The sequence below is a fragment of the Clostridium sp. AN503 genome (genome assembly GCF_040719375.1).
In the GTDB taxonomy this organism is placed as follows: domain Bacteria; phylum Bacillota; class Clostridia; order Lachnospirales; family Lachnospiraceae; genus Brotaphodocola.
Genome location: NZ_JBFDTP010000001.1, coordinates 769,625 through 787,581, shown reverse-complemented (window position 1 = coordinate 787,581; position 17,957 = coordinate 769,625). Strand labels below are relative to the sequence as shown.

The window sequence follows — 17,957 nt, the reverse complement described above, 5'->3', positions numbered from 1 at the left end:
AGGATAGCATGAGGACATTTGAAGTAAAAGAGGAATTCTATCTGGATGGAAAGCCGGTGAAGCTGCTGTCCGGGGCGGTCCACTATTTCCGGCTTGTGCGGGAATACTGGGAGGACTGCCTGTACAATCTAAAGGCCATGGGCTTCAACACGGTGGAAACCTATATTCCCTGGAATATCCACGAGCCGCGGGAGGGAGAGTTTGACTTTTCCGGCAATAAGGATGTGGCGGCATTTGCCAGGCTGGCGGGAGACATGGGGCTGAACGTGATCCTGCGTCCAAGCCCGTTCATCTGTGCCGAGTGGGAGTTTGGCGGGCTTCCGGCATGGCTGCTCCGCTATCCGGATATGAAGGTCCGCACTAATACGCCGCTGTTTTTGGAAAAGGTGGACGCGTATTACCGGGAGCTGTTTGAGCATATCCGCGACCTGCAGATCAGCCGGGGCGGCCCGGTCGTCATGATGCAGGTAGAGAATGAGTACGGCTCCTTTGGAAATGACAAGGAATATCTGCGGCAGATCAAAGGCCTGATGGAGAAGCACGGGGCGGAGGTACCGCTGTTTACCTCCGACGGCTCCTGGGATGCGGCCCTGACGGCGGGAAGTCTGGTGGAGGACGGCGTGCTGGCGACGGCCAACTTCGGTTCCCGGTCGGATGAGAACCTGGATGTGCTGGAGGCATTTTTGAAACGGAATGGCAGAGACTGGCCGCTGATGTGCATGGAGTTCTGGGATGGATGGTTTAACCGGTGGAGGGAGAAGATCATCACCCGGGATGCAGAGGATCTGGCGCAGGAGGTGAAAGCGCTCCTGAAACGGGCCAGCATCAATCTCTATATGTTCCAGGGTGGGACGAACTTTGGCTTTTATAATGGCTGCTCCGCAAGGGGAAATACGGACCTTCCTCAGATCACATCCTACAACTATGATGCGGTCCTGACGGAATGGGGAGCGCCTACCGACAAGTTTTACGGGATTCGCCAGGTGGTGCGGGAGCTGTTTCCGGAGCTTGCGACTTCGGACCCGAGGGACCGGGCGCGCTGTGATCTTGGGGAGGCGAAGCTCACCGGCAAGGTATCTTTGTTCTCCTGTGTGGATGATCTGGCTGAGTGCCAGGTGAGCGCCTCGCCCATGACCATGGAGGAAGCGGGGAGCGGCTACGGCTATATGCTTTACCGCACTCATGTGCAGGGCTTCGGACGAGTCATGAAGGTGAAAGCGATCCAGGCATCGGACCGGGTCCAGTATTACCTCAACGGCGAATTCGAGGGAACCCAGTACCAGGAGGCCTATGCGGAGGATCTGGAGCTTTATTTTGAGGGGGACAATGAACTGGCGCTCCTGGTGGAGAATATCGGGCGCGTGAACTACGGTTACAAGCTTCAGGCTCCGACCCAGCGAAAGGGGATCCGAACCGGGGTTATGGTGGATATCCATTTTGAGAGCGGCTGGGAGCAGTACGCGCTGCCGCTCGACAACGTGGAGAAGGTGGATTTTTCCAAAGAGTGGAAAAAGAATACGCCGTCCTTTTACCGCTATGAGTTTCAGGCAGGGCAGCCTGCCGATACGTTCTTAAACTGCCGTGGGCTTGGGAAAGGCGTGGCGTTTATCAACGGCTTCAACCTGGGACGCTACTGGTTGGAAGGCCCGGTACAGTATCTCTATATCCCCGCGCCTCTGCTGAAATGCGGGAAGAATGAGATCATTGTGTTTGAGACGGAAGGGAAGACGGTGGAGACGTTGATCCTGGGGGACCGGCCGGTGTATGTGTAGGGATTTAGAACAGGTATAGAGATTTGCGGGATTTTGATACGCTCTTTCCGGGGCGGTGAGTGGGACTTTTTTAGTCTGCCGCCAGGGGAGGGGCGTATTTTTGTGGAGATGGGAAGCTGCAAAGCAGAGAGCACCATTAAATAATCACAAATCCTCTTTTTTAGGAGGGCTCTTGACCCTCCAGAAGAAAGGAGGGCTCACAATGTATATTACATATGAGGACTTGATCCAACTTGGAATATTCGTTGTTGCCCTTGTAGGTCTCTGTTATGAGATTTTCAAGGGTAAAGGAAAATAGCCGCCATATCACCACATATGACGGCTGTTCATAGTAACAGTATAGTATGAGGGTGAGCCGCTCGGTCTCCCCTTCTGTTTTTAATATAACATATCTTTCTTTATTTTTCACCAAAAAATCTATTTATCTCATAATCAACCGTCGTCCCCTGATCTTGAGACGTCAAGTCCTAAATCCTCTGCTCCATCCACCGCAGAGCATCCCCGATCACTTCATCTTTGCAGTATTCGTTAAATATCTCATGGAACAGTCCACCGTAGATCTTCATCTGCTTATCTTCTGAGGCGGCGGCAGCGAAGAAATCATATGTATCCTTCACACTTACCAGCCCGTCCTTCTCCCCGTGAAGCATAAGGATTGGATAGCGGAAATCTTTAACCGCTTCCGAAAACCACTCAAGGCCGTTACAGATCGCGTAGCAGAGACCGGTGGTAAAGGTCTTGGTATTGTACGGGTCCTTTCCGTACCAGTCAACCACTTCAGCCACGGAGCAGACGCCTGCGCCCAGTTCGTTGGGAAGCAGGGTGTGCGGGTCTAAGCCCTTCGGAACGCCAGTGATCAGTCCGCCGTTGTCGTATGTAAGCGCTCCGCTGCTGACAATTCCGCGCAGTTTCTTATCCGGATATTTTGCGCCGTACAGTGCGACTGTGAAGCCGCCCATGCTGTGGCCGATCAGGAATACCGGGATATCCGGATTCTCTGCGATCGCCAGGTCCACGATCACGTTGGTGTCGTCCAAAAGTTCATTAAAGTCCCCGAAATACGTGCGCTCCCCCTCGGAACGGCCATGCCCTCTGTGGTCGAACCGATAAGTGCCGATCCCGGCCTGGTGGAACAGGTCAGCGAAATAATCGTACCGTCCCTGGTGCTCGCAGAGCCCATGCACGATCACTGCAACTGCCCTGGGCTGAACCGGCATTTCTTTGTTGAAATAGAGCATGGTGCCGTCAAATGATGAAATCATCTCTCCCATAGTAAACCTCCTTAGATTTTCACAGTTTTTACTATCTCCATTCTAACACAAACCAGGTCTGCTTGGAAGGTTTTATTCTGCCGGGTTTATACGCGGGAGGCTGGCTATAGCAATTCTGCATAACCTGTATGCTCTTTTATTAATATGCAACGCAGGAAAGCCTTATTATAATAAGACTATCACGAGGATATTTGTGTTGGAAAGGAATATCTATGAGACAGATATATCAATTAGCGGAGTTTGTTTATGAATTAGAACTTAACAGTGTGCCCGAAATGGTAGTCAAGGGGGCGAAATATTGCCTGCTTGATAATATCAGCGCTGCATTGGGAGCGGCGGATAATTCTTTGATCCGATCATCCGCCGATTTATTCTGTGACTGTGACGGCAGTGCCAAGGATTCTTCTCTGTGGGGATATAAAAAATTAGTGCCTGTAAGAACGGCGGCATTTTTAAATGGTATGATGGGACATGTATTGGAACTGGATGATGTACATACGGAATCCAAAGCTCATATTGGCACAGTAGTAATACCGGCAGCCTGGGCCCTGGCGGAGAGATGTGGCTGCACAGGGAAAGAATTGCTGGAGGCGGTTATCTGTGGATATGAAGTTATGGCCAGGATAGGAAAAGGATTTGGGGTGGTTACGCATCGGAAAAAAGGCTGGCACGTGACCAGTACGGCGGGTACCTTTGGGGCAGCCGCAGACCTGCTCCAAGTTGTTGCGCTTAAACCAGGAGAAGATTGTATCTGCATTAGGGCTGGCAGGCACCCAGTCGTTTGGCACGTGGGCATTTTTAACAGATGGAACAACTAACAAAATTTTGCATCCGGGAAAAGCTGCGCTTAATGGATTGGATGCAGCGCTGCTTTCCAGCGCAGGTATGACCGGACCTCCGCATATATTGGATTCACCGGATGGTGCGCTGTATCCGGCTATGTCGGAAGATTATGATTATGAAGCAGTATCAGAAAAGCTGGGTCAGGTATATGAAATCTTAAATATGGATAAAAAGCCATATCCATGCTGCAGAAGCACTCACTGTGCTATTGACGGAGCGCTGTTTCTTTGCAGGGAAAATGCAATTATTGCAGAACAGGTGGAACGGGTAGAGGTGAGAACATATGAGATCGGATATAAGCAGTGCGGAGAAAGAGAAATCAGCTGCAATCCGGTGCTTCCATCGGATGCCAAATTTTCCATACCATATACAGTTGCCTGTGCCATAAAAAAACACCGGGTAATATTGGATGATTTTTTGCCGGAGGCGATTGCCTGTCCAGAAATACGTGATTTAATGAAAAGGATAACAGTTTTTGAGGACCAGATTTTTACAAAAAGATATCCCCGTCATTGGGGATGTACTGTAACTATATTTTGTAAGGGAAATGAAACTTATACTGTGGAGATTCCGGATGCATCCGGAAGCGTGTTTTCTCCTTTGTCAGAGCAGCAGATTTGGGAAAAAGCAAATGCTATTCTTTGTTCTACAAAAGAGCGGCTGCCGGAAGCAGTGCGGAAGGAACTTCTAAAGCTGGAATCAGTGAAATGCCTTCCGCGTCTATGACAAGAAAACCTCCGCTTTACGTACTAAAATGTTTCTATACTATCGTTCAAATACGTTTGGCATTATGTAGTCAGGAAACAGGGTTGATGTGGTCTTTAAGAGTCGGAGAAATTCTTTTGCCGGTTTTGTTAACGGCATATCTCTATAATAGGCCACAGCCATACTCCAGCAGGCATCAAGAGATTCTTCAATATGATAATATTGGATTTTGGCGCCGGTATTGTAGATTCGGGTGTAGATCTGAGGGACAAGAGATACACCCATTCCATTGGCTACCAGACCGATGACTGTTTCTATGCTTTGAGATACCATAAAGGGTTCAACTGCTCCAAAGTGATTCAATACTTTGTCAGCAGCCTGGCGTGTTTTTTTGTGTTTTTGCGTCAAAATAAATGCACTGTCCATCAAATGGGAGATATCAAGATAGGGCCCCTGAACCCCCTCTTTGAAATAGGCATATCGTCCAGCAGGATGGCCTTCCGGCAGAGCGATATAGAGCGGGTCTTTATAAAAACATTCATATGATATGCTCTCTGATTTGATCGGAAGACACAGTGTGGCAATATCGATGGAACCATTGATAAGCTTATCTTCCAGGATATAGGAATTATACTCTTGCAAATTGATCTTGATATTCGGGTATAGGCGGCGAAACTGGGGAAGAATCTGAGGGAGGATCAGTGCAGCGACTTTCTCCGCAGAACCAAGGTTCAGAGTGCCTTTTCGCATATTATTAATCTCGCAAAATTCCATCTCCATATCATTATAATATTTGAGGATCTTATAAGCGTTGTTCAGAAAGCAGGTGCCTGCAAAGGTGAGAGTAAGGCCGGAAGGCGTGCGAAAAAAAAGCTTTTCGCCCAATTCCTCTTCAGCTTTTTGCAGACACCGGCTTAAAGCAGGCTGAGAAATATATAATTTTCCTGCAGCTTTTGATAAACTGCCCTCTTCGGCAATGATAACGATATTGCGCAAATCTCCTTTATTCATAGGCGTTCCCTCCAATGATTTTATTATAGGTCAATTTGTCGTTTATTCCAAGTGTAGATTCTGCTATGGGCGGTATAAATAAAATGCATAACGCTAACATATGACTTTCTGTTATAGCCCTATGACATAATTTGGCATTTGCCTGAGGCTATGGGGGTTGATATACTGTACTTATAAATGAATCCCGTATATGCGCATAGACGGACATCAGCATTTTGTAAAGCCTGGAGAAAGGAGAGTATGATCCTTTCTGCTTTTGCAGAAAGTCGGATTATACAAAATAGTGTTATGAGTCCCATGATTATTACGGTATTGATCCTCTTGTTTGCAGCAGTTGCGTTTATATCCGGAAAAATACCTATTCCGGTGGTCTCGATTTTTATTATAATTGCATTAAGCGTTACAAACGTTGTATCTTCCAGTGCGGCTCTGAGCGGTTTTTCAAACAGCAGTGTTGTACTTACCGGAGCTATGTTTGTGGTGGGAGCGGCAATTAAAAAAACATCTTTGCTGGATTCGATCAAAAATCTGGTCCTCCGATATGGAAACACACCGAATCGAATGATTTTCTGGTCCTGTATAGTTGCGTCTATCATAGGTGTTATTATCAATTCCAGTGCTGCGGTCCTGATCCTGTTCCCGGTGCTCTCATCCCTTCCGGTCAGCAGGCAGAAGCTGTTTTATCCTCTGACTTGTGCAGCCAGTGTTGCGACGGCGATGACCTTTATGGGGTCTGGCGCTATAAACCTGACAATCAATGACATTCTGATCAATATGGGGGGAGCGGTTCCGTTTACCATATGGGACTTTACTCTGGCGAGGCTTCCATTGCTGATTGCCATAATACTTTACATGTGTTTGTTTGGGCACAGACTTTTACCCGATACGCCTAATGATCAGTTAGAGGAGATGGAATTATCTGGGAGCGGAGTTTCAGATACATTGTCCGGAAGCCGCAATCGCCTTGCAATTGTGGTGATCGCTCTGACTGTGGCAGCAATGATTGGTTATCAGATTATAGGTTTGGATCTGTTTGTCATTGCACTCATTAGCTGCTGCGTGCTGGTGATAACCGGAATCTTGAGTGTAAACGAAGCCTTAGGGGCTATCCATCTTCCAACCATTTTTCTTTTTGCGGGGGTATTGCCGCTGTCGTCGGCACTGGCGTCTACTGGAGCGGGGGACTTTATTGCAGATGGTATAGTGAAACTGCTGGGAAACACAACCAATCCCTATTTTATTATCGCAACCTTTTTTGTGGTTCCGCTGATCCTGACTCAGTTTATGTCTAACACGGCATGTCTGACTCTGTTTACACCACTGGCAGCATTGGTCGCGTTAAAAATCGGGGTAGACCCTCGGGCTGCGGTAATGGCAGCTGTCTGCGGATCTTTTGGGAGTTTTTTAACTCCGATGGCTTCACCGGCAGAAGCTATCTGCATGAGTGCAGGACCCTATGCAGTGAAAGATTTTATCAAATGCGGACTGCCGTTGGCCGTGCTTTTGACGGTGATTTCAGTGATTTGGCTGCCAATTGTTATGCCGCTATAGAATAAAGATCGAGAAGAAAGAGGTGGGTGTATGTTGAATGTGATAGGTGAATTGGAAAAAAACAAGCCGACAGTGTTGTTCCTTTCTGGTGGAAATGTCTCGCCCTGTGTATATGATCAGCTGGAATCAGACGGAGTATTTCAGTTTGCAGTGATAGATTATTGTCGTTCTGAACCGCCATGGGATGTAACTTCTCTGGGTAAACGTGTTGCTGAATTTATTGTAACGGCGGAGTTGGGACAGGTAGTGCTTGCTGGCTGGTCTGCAGGAGGAGTGATATCTATGGCGGCAGCATCGATGCATCCAGAATTGATTTCGGGAATGCTGTTGTCCAATACCGGTCCTTGTGCAAAGAACCATGGGAATCCGGATCTGCCTAAACGTGTTTTGGAACAGTGGGGAAATCGGGACTTTTTTGACAGTTTATTAAAGGGATGGTTTTCCAGACCAGTACCTCCGTTGCTTCGGCTAAAACTTCTGGACTATATGGATCAGGTAGAACGGGAATGTGCATTTCAGATCACTACTTCGGTCCGTCAGGTGGATTTTCGGGAAGGGCTGAAACGGTTTCACAAGCCGGTGGTGCTTGCGCATGGATCATTGGATAAAAGCCGTACCATGGAACATGTAAATATGATCCTGGAAGCGATGCCTCAGACAAAGGTATTCTTTATGGAAGCCGGGCACACTTCGGTGGTAGAGAGCAAAGCGGAATGGCAGGAGGCGCTCTGGGCTTTATTGGAACAGGTAAAAATGGATATTTTGTAAAATACATAATAGAATAGTTCTGGCCCTGGGGTATATCGGCTTCAGGGTTGGGGCTTTTTTTTTCTTGCATTTTAGTGTATGATGGATAATAAGAAATGCAAAAAGATCAGGATATATTACAAGTGAAAAGAGGACACTATGAGTCTGTTACAACAAATACCCGACAGTTTCTGGGGCTTATTCCGCTCCTGCAACCGGGAGATCTATATGGAAGCCCTGCTCTGTATCAATGAGGAATACGAATACAGCAACTACTACCTAAGCCGCGAGGTCTGCATCCAGACGCTGAACGAGCATTTTTCCAGGAAGCAGGTAGGGCTTTTGTGGGATGAGTACGAGGGCGAGCTGGATGTGCTGGAGCCGGTGGCGACCCGGATCCTCAACTGGCTTCTCAGGACCGGATGGCTGAGGAAGGTGGAGGATTATAACTCTCTGACCACCAACATCGTCATACCGGATTATGCCGCCGTGATGATTGAAGCGATGGAAAAGCTGATGACCGAGGAAGAAGATACGACGCAGCTCTATATTCAGAATGTCTATGCAATTCTGTTTTCCTTAAAACATGATCCCAGAGCCAATGTAAGCATGTTGGATACGGCGCTTATCAATACGAGAAAACTTAACAAGGCATTGCAGGACATGCTCCACAATATGGACAAATTTTTCGGCAGCCTGTTGGAACAGAGAGCCTACGGGGAACTGCTGCGGGACCATCTGGAAGGCTATGTGGAGGAGGTGGTCAGGCGGAAATACCACATCTTAAAAACCTCCGACAATTTTTATATCTACAAAGCGGACATTAAACGGTGGATCGGACAGATGCGGGAGGACGGCGAGTGGCTGGAAACCTTGTGTGCCCGCAGTCTGCGGGGACAGGGAACTACCCACATGGCGGCAGCGCCGACAGGAGCAGACGATGGCGGGATGCCGGGCGATATGCCCGGCAGGCACCCGGATTTGGAAGCAAAGGTGTTGGAAAAACTGGATCTTATTGAGCGTGGTTTTGACGATATCGAGCACCGGATCGCCAATATGGATAAGGAGCACAGCAAATATGTACGGGCGACTGTGAGCCGGCTCAATTATCTCCTGAATGAGGATGATGATATGAAAGGCCTGGTCATCCAGCTGCTCAACCGCATGGCAGGGGCGGAAGCCGCGCAGCGGGAGCAGCTGATCGCGGCGGTGGGCGCAAGGATGAATCTGTCCCAGGTGGATATTGTTTCCAACCAGTCTCTCTATAAGAGGAGAAAGAAAAAGGCGGATTTCCAGGAGACGCTTGTGCCGGAGGAGGAGCAGGAGGAGCTGTCCAGAGAGGAGCTTCTGGATCTCAACAAGATCAAAAAGCGCTTCAGCCGGGCGCAGATCGAGGAATTCATCACCGGACGCATGAAGGATGGAGTCCTGGAGGTTTCAGAAGCTACGGTGGAGAGCGAGGAAGATTTTGAGAAGCTGATCCTGGCCTACGATCATTCCATCCGCAGGAAGAGCATGTTTCAGGCTGTGCCGGTCCAGAGTGAGCCGGACGGTCTGGAGATGATCGACAACGGCCGTTACCGTTATCCCAAGCTGATATTTATAAGGAGAGGAAAATGATACCATATTACGACGAACTGACGCCGGAGGAGCAGGCAGAGCTGACTGAGATCATCCGGCTGCTTTACAGGCAGACTTTTCTCCTGGAACGGCGGTATGACCGGCGCACGGGAAGATATTTATACAATAAGGAATACCGTTTTTGCAGCAATCACCTGGAATTTATCCAGGCGTATTTAAAGATCGCAGGGATTGAACTTAAGGAAAACAGCCAGATGGGAGTGATCTATATGCAGGGCGAGGGGCAGGTAGGCGACAAGCTGCCGCGGCTGGCAACACTCTATCTGCTGATCCTGAAACTGATCTATGACGAACAGATGGCAAGCGTGTCCAACAGCGTCCACATCATAACATCCCTAAGCGAGATGAACGAGCGTCTGGGGAACAACCTGGGCCTGCTGATGAAAAAGCCGGCGCCGACGGAGATCCGCCGGGCTATCGCGCTGCTGAAAAAATACCAGATCATAGAGCCGCTTGATATGCTGGAGGGTGTGGACCCACAGTGCAGAATGATCATTTATCCCACGATCAACGTGGTACTTTTCGGTGAAGATGCAAGGGGGATTTTGTCCTCCTTCGCGGACGAAGAGGAGGTTTGTGATGACGAAGACACGATTTGAGGCATTGTCCAGGATTGCCCTGAACAACTGGCACTATATCAACCACAGAATCCTTTCCTTTAACGAGGGGATCAACTTTTTTACGGGGCATTCAGGGAGCGGGAAATCTACGGTGATCGACGCCATGCAGATCGTACTCTATGCCAATACAGACGGCCGTGGATTTTTCAACAAGGCGGCGGCGGACGATTCAGACCGCAGCCTGATCGAGTACCTGCGTGGCATGGTCAATATCGGGGATAATAACGAGTTTTCCTATCTGCGGAACCGGAATTTTTCCAGTACCATTGTGCTGGAGCTGAAACAGACCGATACGGGTAGATGCCAGTGCGTGGGCGTGGTGTTCGATGTGGAGACGGCGACCAATGAGATCGGCAGGCTGTTCTTCTGGCATGAGGGGCCGCTTTGGGACAACGCATACCGGACCGACGGGCGGACCATGACCACAGAGGAGGTCAAGGATTACCTTCAGGGTCATTACGGAAAAGAGGATTTTTACTGCGGTTCCCACAATGAGCGGTTCCGAAAGCAGCTCTACGACATCTATCTCGGCGGGCTGGATTCGGAAAAATTCCCTCTCTTGTTCAAGCGTGCGATCCCCTTCCGGATGAATATCAAGCTGGAGGATTTTGTGAAGGAATATATCTGCATGGAGCAGGATATCCATATTGAGGATATGCAGGAAAGCGTCCTTCAGTATGGGCGGATGCAGAAGAAGATCGCGGATACCCGTGAGGAGATTGAGGAGCTTAACCGGCTTACAGGATTATATGAGGAACTGAAGGGCAGGCGGAAAGAGGAGCTGCGGCAGGATTATTTCTGCCGCAGGCTGGAGGTCTTAAGACAGGATGAGGAAGTCCGGGAGCTTCAGGATAAAGCCCATCTGGATGAAGAAGAGCTGGAGCGGAAAAGACAGCTTCTTTCGGCGCTGGAGCAGAACATCAAAGACTTAACAGCCCAGAGCGAGGCCCTTCTGCGCCAGATCATGGAATCCGGCTACGAAGGCCTCAAAACACAGCTGGAGTCTGTCAATGGCCTGGTGGAAAGGCTTTGCACCAGCAAGGGATATTTTCAGCAGACAGTGGACCGGCTGAAGGCGTGGAAGGATGAGGATGTCACTTACAATTCCGTGATCTGGACGATCGAGGAGCTGGAAAAGGGAAAGGCCAGCGAAGGGGAGCTGCAAAAGCTCCAGAGGGATCTAAAGGAGATCCGTGAGGAGATCCAGGAACAGATCCAGGACGCCAAAAACAAGCTGCGGGAACTGAAAAAAGAAGAGAAGCAGGCGTCGGATGAACTGGCGCGGCTGAAGCTTGGCGACCGGGCTTACCCGCCCGAGGTGGAGCAGGCGCGGGCATATCTTCTCCGTCGTCTGGCAGAACAGACCGGGAAGCAGGTGCCGGTGGAGGTCCTGGCGGATCTTCTGGATATCCGGGACGAGCGCTGGCGCAATGCGGTGGAAGGTTATCTGGGCGGCAACAAGCTGTCCCTGATCGTGGAGCCGCGGTATGCGAAGCTTGCAATGGAGCTGTACCGGGAATTGGATGCAAAGCAGTTTTACAGCGTGGCTGTCCTGGATACGGAGAAGGTGGGGCAGGAGGAGCATACAGTACTTGAAAATGCCCTTGCCGGGGAAGTGACCGCAAGCCGTTCCTACATAAGATCATATATCAACTTCCAACTCGGCAGGGTCGTAAAATGCGAGACCGTTGAAGAGCTGCGCCGGTGCCGGATCGGGATCACCGCGGACTGCGTGCTCTATCACAGCTACAGGATCCAGCACATCAACCCCAACAATTATACCCGCATGGCGTACATCGGAAAGAGCAGTGTAAAGCGGCGGATGAAGCTTTTAAGGGAGCAGCTGGAAGCGCTTGAGAAAAAGATGGCGCCCCAGACGGACATGATCAAGCAGGGCAGCCGGATCCTGGAGCTGGAATCACTTTCAAGCCCGACAGAGGTTTATCTGGGCTGGGTCAAGGATATGGAGGAGCTTAAGGAAACGCAGCGGGAGAAGGCGAGGCTTGAGAAAAAGATCGAGGAGCTTAAGACCCGCAATGTGGACCAGTGGGAGCAGGAGCGCCGCGCCATAGACGGGGTCTGCGATGGTAAGAAGGCGGAGTACAAGGAGATTGAGAGGTCTATCTGGAAGCTTGAGGAACAGATCAGGCAGAACCGGGACGACGCGGTCACGGGACAGGAACGGGTATTGCAGCTTCAGGAAGCGCTGAAAGCGTGGATGGACGCGGACCAGACATCATTCTTCGAGGAATGTGAGCGTGAGCTTACAGAATATATATCCGGGCAGAGATCCACCCGCACCGCGCGTCTCCAGGAGAAATGCCAGGCTGCGCTGGATAAGGCGGCGGAGGAAGGCCGGAACGCGAAGGATGCGCTGGTGAGCGCCCGGTCGGAATATCTGAGACGTTATGTCAACCGGAGCAACCTTCCGGTCACCGGCGAGGACAATCAGAAATACGAGGAGCTTTTGGAACGGCTTTCCTGCGACCGGCTGGAGGAATACCAGAAGATCGCGGCGGATCAGGCGAAAGCGGCAGTGGAGCATTTCAAGGACGATTTCATATACAAGATCCGCAATGCCATCACGGAAGCGATCGAGCGCAAGGATGAGTTAAACCGTGTCATCAGCCGTCTGGATTTCGGCAAGGACAAATACCGGTTTGTGATCGGGCGCAACAAGGGCGCATTTGGTCCCTACTACGACATGTTCATGGACAAGAATTTAGAGATCAACCCGTCGCAGCTCAACAACAATATGGATTACCAGCTGAACATGTTTTCCATGGAGCATGAGAACCATTACGGGGAGCAGATGAATGAACTGATCAGCGTGTTCATCCCGCCGGAGAACGCTACCCAGGAGCAGATGGAGGAAGCCCGCCGGAATATGGAGAAGTTTGCGGATTACCGCACCTACCTGTCCTTTGATATGGAACAGATCATTGAAAATGAAGAGGGCACCATGAAGATCGGGCTCAGCCGCATGATCCGCAAGAATTCCGGCGGCGAGGGCCAGAATCCTCTCTACGTGGCGCTGCTTGCAAGCTTTGCCCAGGCGTACCGCATCAATCTGACACCCAGGCTGCAGCGCAGGCCGACTATCCGTCTGGTGGTGCTGGACGAGGCATTTTCCAAAATGGATTCGGAGAAGGTGGCAAGCTGTATTGAGCTGATCCGCGGACTGGGGTTCCAGGCGCTGATCAGTGCAACCAACGATAAGATCCAGAATTATCTGGAAAATGTGGACAAGACCTTTGTGTTTGCCAACCCCAGCAAGAAATGCATCTCCATCCAGGAGTTTGAGAAAACCGAGTTTCGGGAGCTGTCTGCGGGGATGGAGGAAGAATAGCAGGAATGTACGTATTAGACAAGATCATAGAAAAGACAGAGCGAAGCTCCGTTGACTGGAGGCAGGGGGCCTCAGGTACCCGTGAATTTCCGCTGAAGGATTATCACAAAAAGGATTACCGTCTGGTGTCCGCAAGTGAACTGGCGGCGGAGATCCGCAGCCTGGAGCTGGACGGCCTGCTGCACTGCCGCTGGTACCAGAAATACAGCGAGCCGGAAGCCTGCCGTTACCGTCTGAAGGATTTGCCGGAGCTTTACCGGCGTGTGGGGCGGAGGGAGAAGTATGTCCGGCTGGAGCTTCTGCACCAATACTTAAACCGTTTTGGCAGCGGTCTTAAAAGTGCATGGATCCGGCAGATGATCCGGGATCTGTCAGACCAGCTTGCAGACGGCAGGATTCCGTCGGAGCTGAAGGGCGCAGAGAGTTATCTGAGAGACGTGGAGAATCCTGTGGATAACTGGCCGGAAACGGCAGAGTCCTGTGGACAGATGGAGCTGTTTGCCGTGCTGAGGGAGCTGGACTGCCTGGATGCGCCGGTTTACAAACGGGTCTTCAGCAGCAGATGCTTAAGGGACCAGGTGGTCCGCGGCAAAAAAGTAAAATCCTCCAAAGTATTTGAGCAGGTTTATCAGGATACGGTCATATCCCTTGCGGTCCATTATCACCCGGATGTGGATGAAAACATGGACGACACACAGGTCTTAAGCCAGCTGGGGATCGAAGAGTACGCCCAGGCCCTGGCGCTGAAAGGCCCCGCCAGGTTATTGCTGGACGGGAAGGAGATCGACTTATCCGTCTTTGTCTGCGGCGCGGTGCTAAACAGCCAGACCCTGACTCTGGGGACGCCGGTAAAGGATCCGAGGATCCGCAGGATCATCACTGTGGAGAACCAGGCCAATTATGAGGCGATGCCGTATGGGCCAGATACGCTCATCATTTTCTGCCATGGATATTTTACGCCCAGGGAGAGGGCGTTTTTGACGAAGCTTAAGGAATGCCTGGAGGGTCAGCAGGTGGAGTATCTCCACACCGGGGATTTAGATTATGGGGGAGTCTGCATATTCCAGTATAACCGCAGAAGGATATTCCCGGAGCTTAAACCGTTTTTAATGGATGCAGAGCAGTTCGAACGGTACCGGAAGGAGGCGGAGCCGCTGGAGCCGGAGACCCTGGAAAAGCTGCGCAGAGTAGAGGAGCCGCTTTTGCAGCCGCTCATCAGACGGATGCTGGAGACGGGGCTGGGGATAGAGCAGGAGAAGTTTTTATAAGAGGAAACGTGTGGCTGTATGGATCATATCAGGGGATTTCTGCCAGAAACACAGAAACCCGCCCGCGCTGATTGAAAGCTGCCATAAAATATGCTAGAATAGACTTTATTCGACAAAGGAAGCGAGGTCAACCTATTATATGACTGGAAAATATACAGGATTAAAAAGAAAGATGCGGGCGCTTGGTATTGTCCTGCTTGCGGCAGGCGTTCTGGCCGGATGCAACGGTGCGAAGCCGGAGGAGACCACTACGGAGAGCGTGGAAGAGATTGTGCTTGTGAAGGAGACGCTGCCCCAGACTGCGGCTGACGAGACCGTGATGCCCCTGTCTCCCGACGGGCCGCTGCTTCCGTCGGTCGCAGGTGTGGATGCAGAGTATACAGACCCGATCCCGGATTACCTGCGGGTCGGCGAGAAGCATCCCATCGTGGCGAAGCTCCAGCAGCGCCTGATGGATCTGGGCTTTATGGACAATGATGAACCGACCGACTATTACGGGGAAGTGACCCAGAATGCGGTCAAGATCTATCAGAGACAGAACAAGCTGGCTCAGGACGGCGTCATCGGCCCGGAGACCCTGGATGCGATCCTGTCCCCGGACGCCAAGTATTATGCGGCGCAGAACGGAGACCAGGGCGACGACATCCAGCGTATCCAGTCGCGTCTTTATGAGCTGGGCTATATTGCCACCGAGAACCTGGTCACAGGGAATTTTGGCGATACCACCGAGGAGGCCGTCAAGAAGATGCAGAGTGTCAACGGCCTGGAGGAGGACGGCAAGGTCGGCAGAAAGACCATGAACCTGCTCTACAGCGACGAGGTGAAGGCCAACATGCTTTCCTACGGCGAGAAGAGCGACGTGGTCCTGGCGGCGCAGAAGCGCTTAAAGCTGTTGGGCTATATGACCACCGAACCGGATGGCTCTTATGGAAATGATACGATCATTGCAGTAAAACAGTTCCAGTCTAAAAATGACCAGGTCGTGGACGGTTATCTTGGGCCTTCGACCCGGATTGCATTAAACAGTGATACGGCTATCCCCAATGGCTTGAGCCTGGGAGACAGCGGTGAGAATATCCAGCGGGTGCAGAATCTGCTCAGCAAGCTTGGGTATCTGGCTTCCGCCAATGTTACCGGATATTACGGTGAGGTGACGGAGAATGCAGTCAAGCTGTTCCAGAGGACCAATAACCTAAGCGCAGACGGAACCGTTGGCGCTATGACTATGGCGAAGCTGACCAGCAACGATGCAAAGAAAGCGCCGGCCAATGCCCCGCGGAATAATTCCAGCAGCGGCAGGACCCAGTCCGGCGGAAGCTCTTCAGGGGCAGCTCCGGCGGAAACAAATCCGGAGGAAGCACCAGCGTTCCCAATACCGGCAATGCCAGCGGAGGCGCAAGCGCGCTCATCTCCGTGGCAAGCTCCAAGCTGGGCGCACCGTACGTCTGGGGAGCAAAAGGACCGAACTCCTTTGACTGTTCCGGTTTCGTTTACTGGTGCTTAAACCAGGTCGGCGTCCGCCAGAGCTATATCACTTCTTCCGGCTGGCGTAATGTGGGCAAATATACAAAGATCACAAGCTTTTCCAACCTGCGGGCCGGCGATATCATTGTTGTAAGCGGCCATGTAGGTATTGTAGCAGGCGGCGGTACGGTCATCGACGCTTCGTCGGGTAATGGAAAGGTCGTTCACAGATCGCTGAGTTCCTGGTGGGCCAACAACTTTATCTGCGGATGGCGGATATTCGGCTAAGATGGAAAGCGGGAGAGGAGACGCAGGAACGATGAGTGGATTCTCCAATTTAAAGAGCAAGCTGCTGGCAGAGCAGGTGCAGGAGCAGATATATCAGTATATCTTGGAGGCCCCATTCGAGATCGGGGCCAAGCTGCCCAATGAATTCGAGCTGGGTGAGAAGTTTGGCGTCGGGCGGAGCACGGTACGGGAGGCGGTGAAGCTTTTGATCTCCCGGGGGATCCTGGAGGTGCGCAGAGGGTCCGGCACCTATGTGGTCAGCACGACTCCGCTGGATATGGACCCGCTGGGGCTGCGGGCGGTGGAAGATAAGATGGCTCTGGCTATGGATCTGGTGAATGTGCGGATCATCCTGGAGCCGGGGATCGCGGAGATGGCAGCCCTCAACGCGACGGACGCGGATATTGAAAAGCTGCGGGGGATCTGCGACCTGGTGGAAGAAAAGATCAGATCCGGCGACAATTACATTCAGGAGGATATAGCGTTCCATACCTGTGTGGCGGAATGCGCCAAGAATAAGGTGGTAGAGCAGTTGATCCCGGTCATTGATACGGCGGTCCTTATGTTTGTGAATGTAACACACAAGAAGCTGACCGAGGAGACTATTATGACACACCGCGCTGTGGTGGACGCGATCGCAGAGCATGATTCTATCGGCGCCAAGTCTGCCATGATGATGCATATGACATTTAACCGGAACATGATAAAAGAATTGATGAGAGAAAAACAGGATTAAAGAATAGCGAGAAAAGCAGTCTCAAAGGGGGGGTGCTTTTTTCGCTGTTGTCATATGGTCCAACTAAAAAATTTCCTGTTCCAGTGTATCAAAAAGGGGGTGGCTGAAAAATTCCCCTAAAGTGATTTCGAGGCCATCACATATCTTTTTTACTGTTGTAAGAGAGATATCTCTTCGCTTGGGATCAAAGATACTGTAAATCGTTGACGGTGTGATGCCACAGGTATTTGCAAGACTGGCGGTAACCATATTGGATGCGGCATCACAGTCATTTGTGATGGAGTCATGGGGAACTGCGTACACTTTTTTGCAGCAGGGAGAGAAATGGATCTGTGATGCAAACAACGACGGCACATTGCAGGAGTCGGAAATAAATAACGGTAACTATATGACTCTTCTGGAGGATGGCAGAATTTGTGCACATACAGTTATGTCAATCAATTATGAGAACGAGTATTATGGCTGGCCTGTGAATTCAACGTTAATGACGGTGGTGTATTACACAAAGAATAATTAGTAATGAAACACAGCGGCGTAAGCTGTTTTCGTAGTTATAATAAGAATCAAGATAAAGTCAGTGTTTATTTTGATTCTTATTTTTTGCCTAAAATTTTTGTCTGTGCGCGTTTGAAGGAATGGATAACAAGACGTAATTATAAAAACAGGTCAATACGTCAGATGACTTTGCGAG

At 50.7% G+C, this 17,957-nt stretch carries 16 protein-coding genes; 13 read left to right on the top strand and 3 right to left on the bottom strand.

Going from position 1 to position 17,957, the window contains the following annotated elements; all coding sequences use genetic code 11:
- Positions 1-8: 8 nt before the first annotated feature.
- Both AB1I67_RS03525 and AB1I67_RS03520 read left to right on the top strand, forming a co-directional pair.
- Complete coding sequence (locus AB1I67_RS03525) at positions 9-1,772, top strand: beta-galactosidase family protein (protein ID WP_367028435.1); 1,764 nt, start codon at positions 9-11, stop codon at positions 1,770-1,772.
- 100 nt (positions 1,773-1,872) lie between these two features.
- Positions 1,873-2,070 (top strand): hypothetical protein, encoded by a 198-nt coding sequence (locus AB1I67_RS03520; protein ID WP_367028434.1) that lies wholly within the window; start codon positions 1,873-1,875, stop codon positions 2,068-2,070.
- A gap of 169 nt (positions 2,071-2,239) precedes the next feature.
- Here the strand turns inward: AB1I67_RS03520 and AB1I67_RS03515 are convergent, their stop codons facing one another.
- A complete protein-coding gene (locus tag AB1I67_RS03515; RefSeq protein WP_367028433.1) occupies positions 2,240-3,043 on the bottom strand; it encodes a lysophospholipase in 804 nt (267 codons plus the stop codon).
- Between the two features lie 212 nt (positions 3,044-3,255).
- On the opposite strand from AB1I67_RS03515, the gene AB1I67_RS03510 reads away from it, so the two are divergent.
- Positions 3,256-3,861 (top strand): MmgE/PrpD family protein, encoded by a 606-nt coding sequence (locus AB1I67_RS03510; RefSeq protein WP_367028432.1) that lies wholly within the window; start codon positions 3,256-3,258, stop codon positions 3,859-3,861.
- Entirely contained in the window at positions 3,764-4,612 is an 849-nt protein-coding gene (locus tag AB1I67_RS03505) for an MmgE/PrpD family protein (RefSeq protein ID WP_367029142.1), read from the top strand. Before AB1I67_RS03510 ends, AB1I67_RS03505 begins: the two co-directional genes overlap by 98 nt.
- A 39-nt stretch (positions 4,613-4,651) precedes the next feature.
- On the opposite strand, the gene AB1I67_RS03500 is transcribed toward AB1I67_RS03505, so the two are convergent.
- The gene (locus tag AB1I67_RS03500) at positions 4,652-5,602 is read right to left on the bottom strand and encodes a LysR family transcriptional regulator (protein WP_367028431.1); all 951 of its coding nucleotides are present in this window, start codon (positions 5,600-5,602) and stop codon (positions 4,652-4,654) included.
- A 240-nt stretch (positions 5,603-5,842) separates the two neighbouring features.
- On the opposite strand from AB1I67_RS03500, the gene AB1I67_RS03495 reads away from it, so the two are divergent.
- From AB1I67_RS03495 to AB1I67_RS03455, 9 genes are all read left to right on the top strand, one after another.
- Complete coding sequence (locus tag AB1I67_RS03495; RefSeq protein WP_367028430.1) at positions 5,843-7,153, top strand: SLC13 family permease; 1,311 nt, start codon at positions 5,843-5,845, stop codon at positions 7,151-7,153.
- A 30-nt stretch (positions 7,154-7,183) separates the two neighbouring features.
- Positions 7,184-7,921 (top strand): alpha/beta hydrolase, encoded by a 738-nt coding sequence (locus AB1I67_RS03490; RefSeq protein ID WP_367028429.1) that lies wholly within the window; start codon positions 7,184-7,186, stop codon positions 7,919-7,921.
- A 138-nt stretch (positions 7,922-8,059) separates the two neighbouring features.
- Positions 8,060-9,520 carry a Wadjet anti-phage system protein JetA family protein gene (locus AB1I67_RS03485; RefSeq protein WP_367028428.1) on the top strand — a complete coding sequence of 487 codons (1,461 nt, stop codon included), beginning with the start codon at positions 8,060-8,062 and terminating at the stop codon, positions 9,518-9,520.
- Positions 9,517-10,140, top strand: a complete 624-nt coding sequence (locus tag AB1I67_RS03480) for a DUF4194 domain-containing protein (protein WP_367028427.1) — start codon at positions 9,517-9,519, stop codon at positions 10,138-10,140. Before AB1I67_RS03485 ends, AB1I67_RS03480 begins: the two co-directional genes overlap by 4 nt.
- The gene (locus AB1I67_RS03475) at positions 10,121-13,510 is read left to right on the top strand and encodes an SbcC/MukB-like Walker B domain-containing protein (RefSeq protein ID WP_367028426.1); all 3,390 of its coding nucleotides are present in this window, start codon (positions 10,121-10,123) and stop codon (positions 13,508-13,510) included. The genes AB1I67_RS03480 and AB1I67_RS03475 overlap by 20 nt, the downstream gene beginning before the upstream one ends.
- 5 nt (positions 13,511-13,515) lie before the next feature.
- Entirely contained in the window at positions 13,516-14,778 is a 1,263-nt protein-coding gene (locus AB1I67_RS03470; protein ID WP_367028425.1) for a Wadjet anti-phage system protein JetD domain-containing protein, read from the top strand.
- A gap of 139 nt (positions 14,779-14,917) precedes the next feature.
- Entirely contained in the window at positions 14,918-16,282 is a 1,365-nt protein-coding gene (locus tag AB1I67_RS03465) for a peptidoglycan-binding protein (RefSeq protein WP_367028424.1), read from the top strand.
- The gene (locus AB1I67_RS03460; protein WP_367028423.1) at positions 16,192-16,530 is read left to right on the top strand and encodes an NlpC/P60 family protein; all 339 of its coding nucleotides are present in this window, start codon (positions 16,192-16,194) and stop codon (positions 16,528-16,530) included. Before AB1I67_RS03465 ends, AB1I67_RS03460 begins: the two co-directional genes overlap by 91 nt.
- A 31-nt stretch (positions 16,531-16,561) precedes the next feature.
- A complete protein-coding gene (locus AB1I67_RS03455; protein WP_367028422.1) occupies positions 16,562-17,266 on the top strand; it encodes a FadR/GntR family transcriptional regulator in 705 nt (234 codons plus the stop codon).
- Positions 17,267-17,329: 63 nt separating this feature from the next.
- Here the strand turns inward: AB1I67_RS03455 and AB1I67_RS03450 are convergent, their stop codons facing one another.
- Positions 17,330-17,515 (bottom strand): helix-turn-helix transcriptional regulator, encoded by a 186-nt coding sequence (locus AB1I67_RS03450; RefSeq protein WP_367029141.1) that lies wholly within the window; start codon positions 17,513-17,515, stop codon positions 17,330-17,332.
- Between the last annotated feature and the right edge of the window lie 442 nt (positions 17,516-17,957).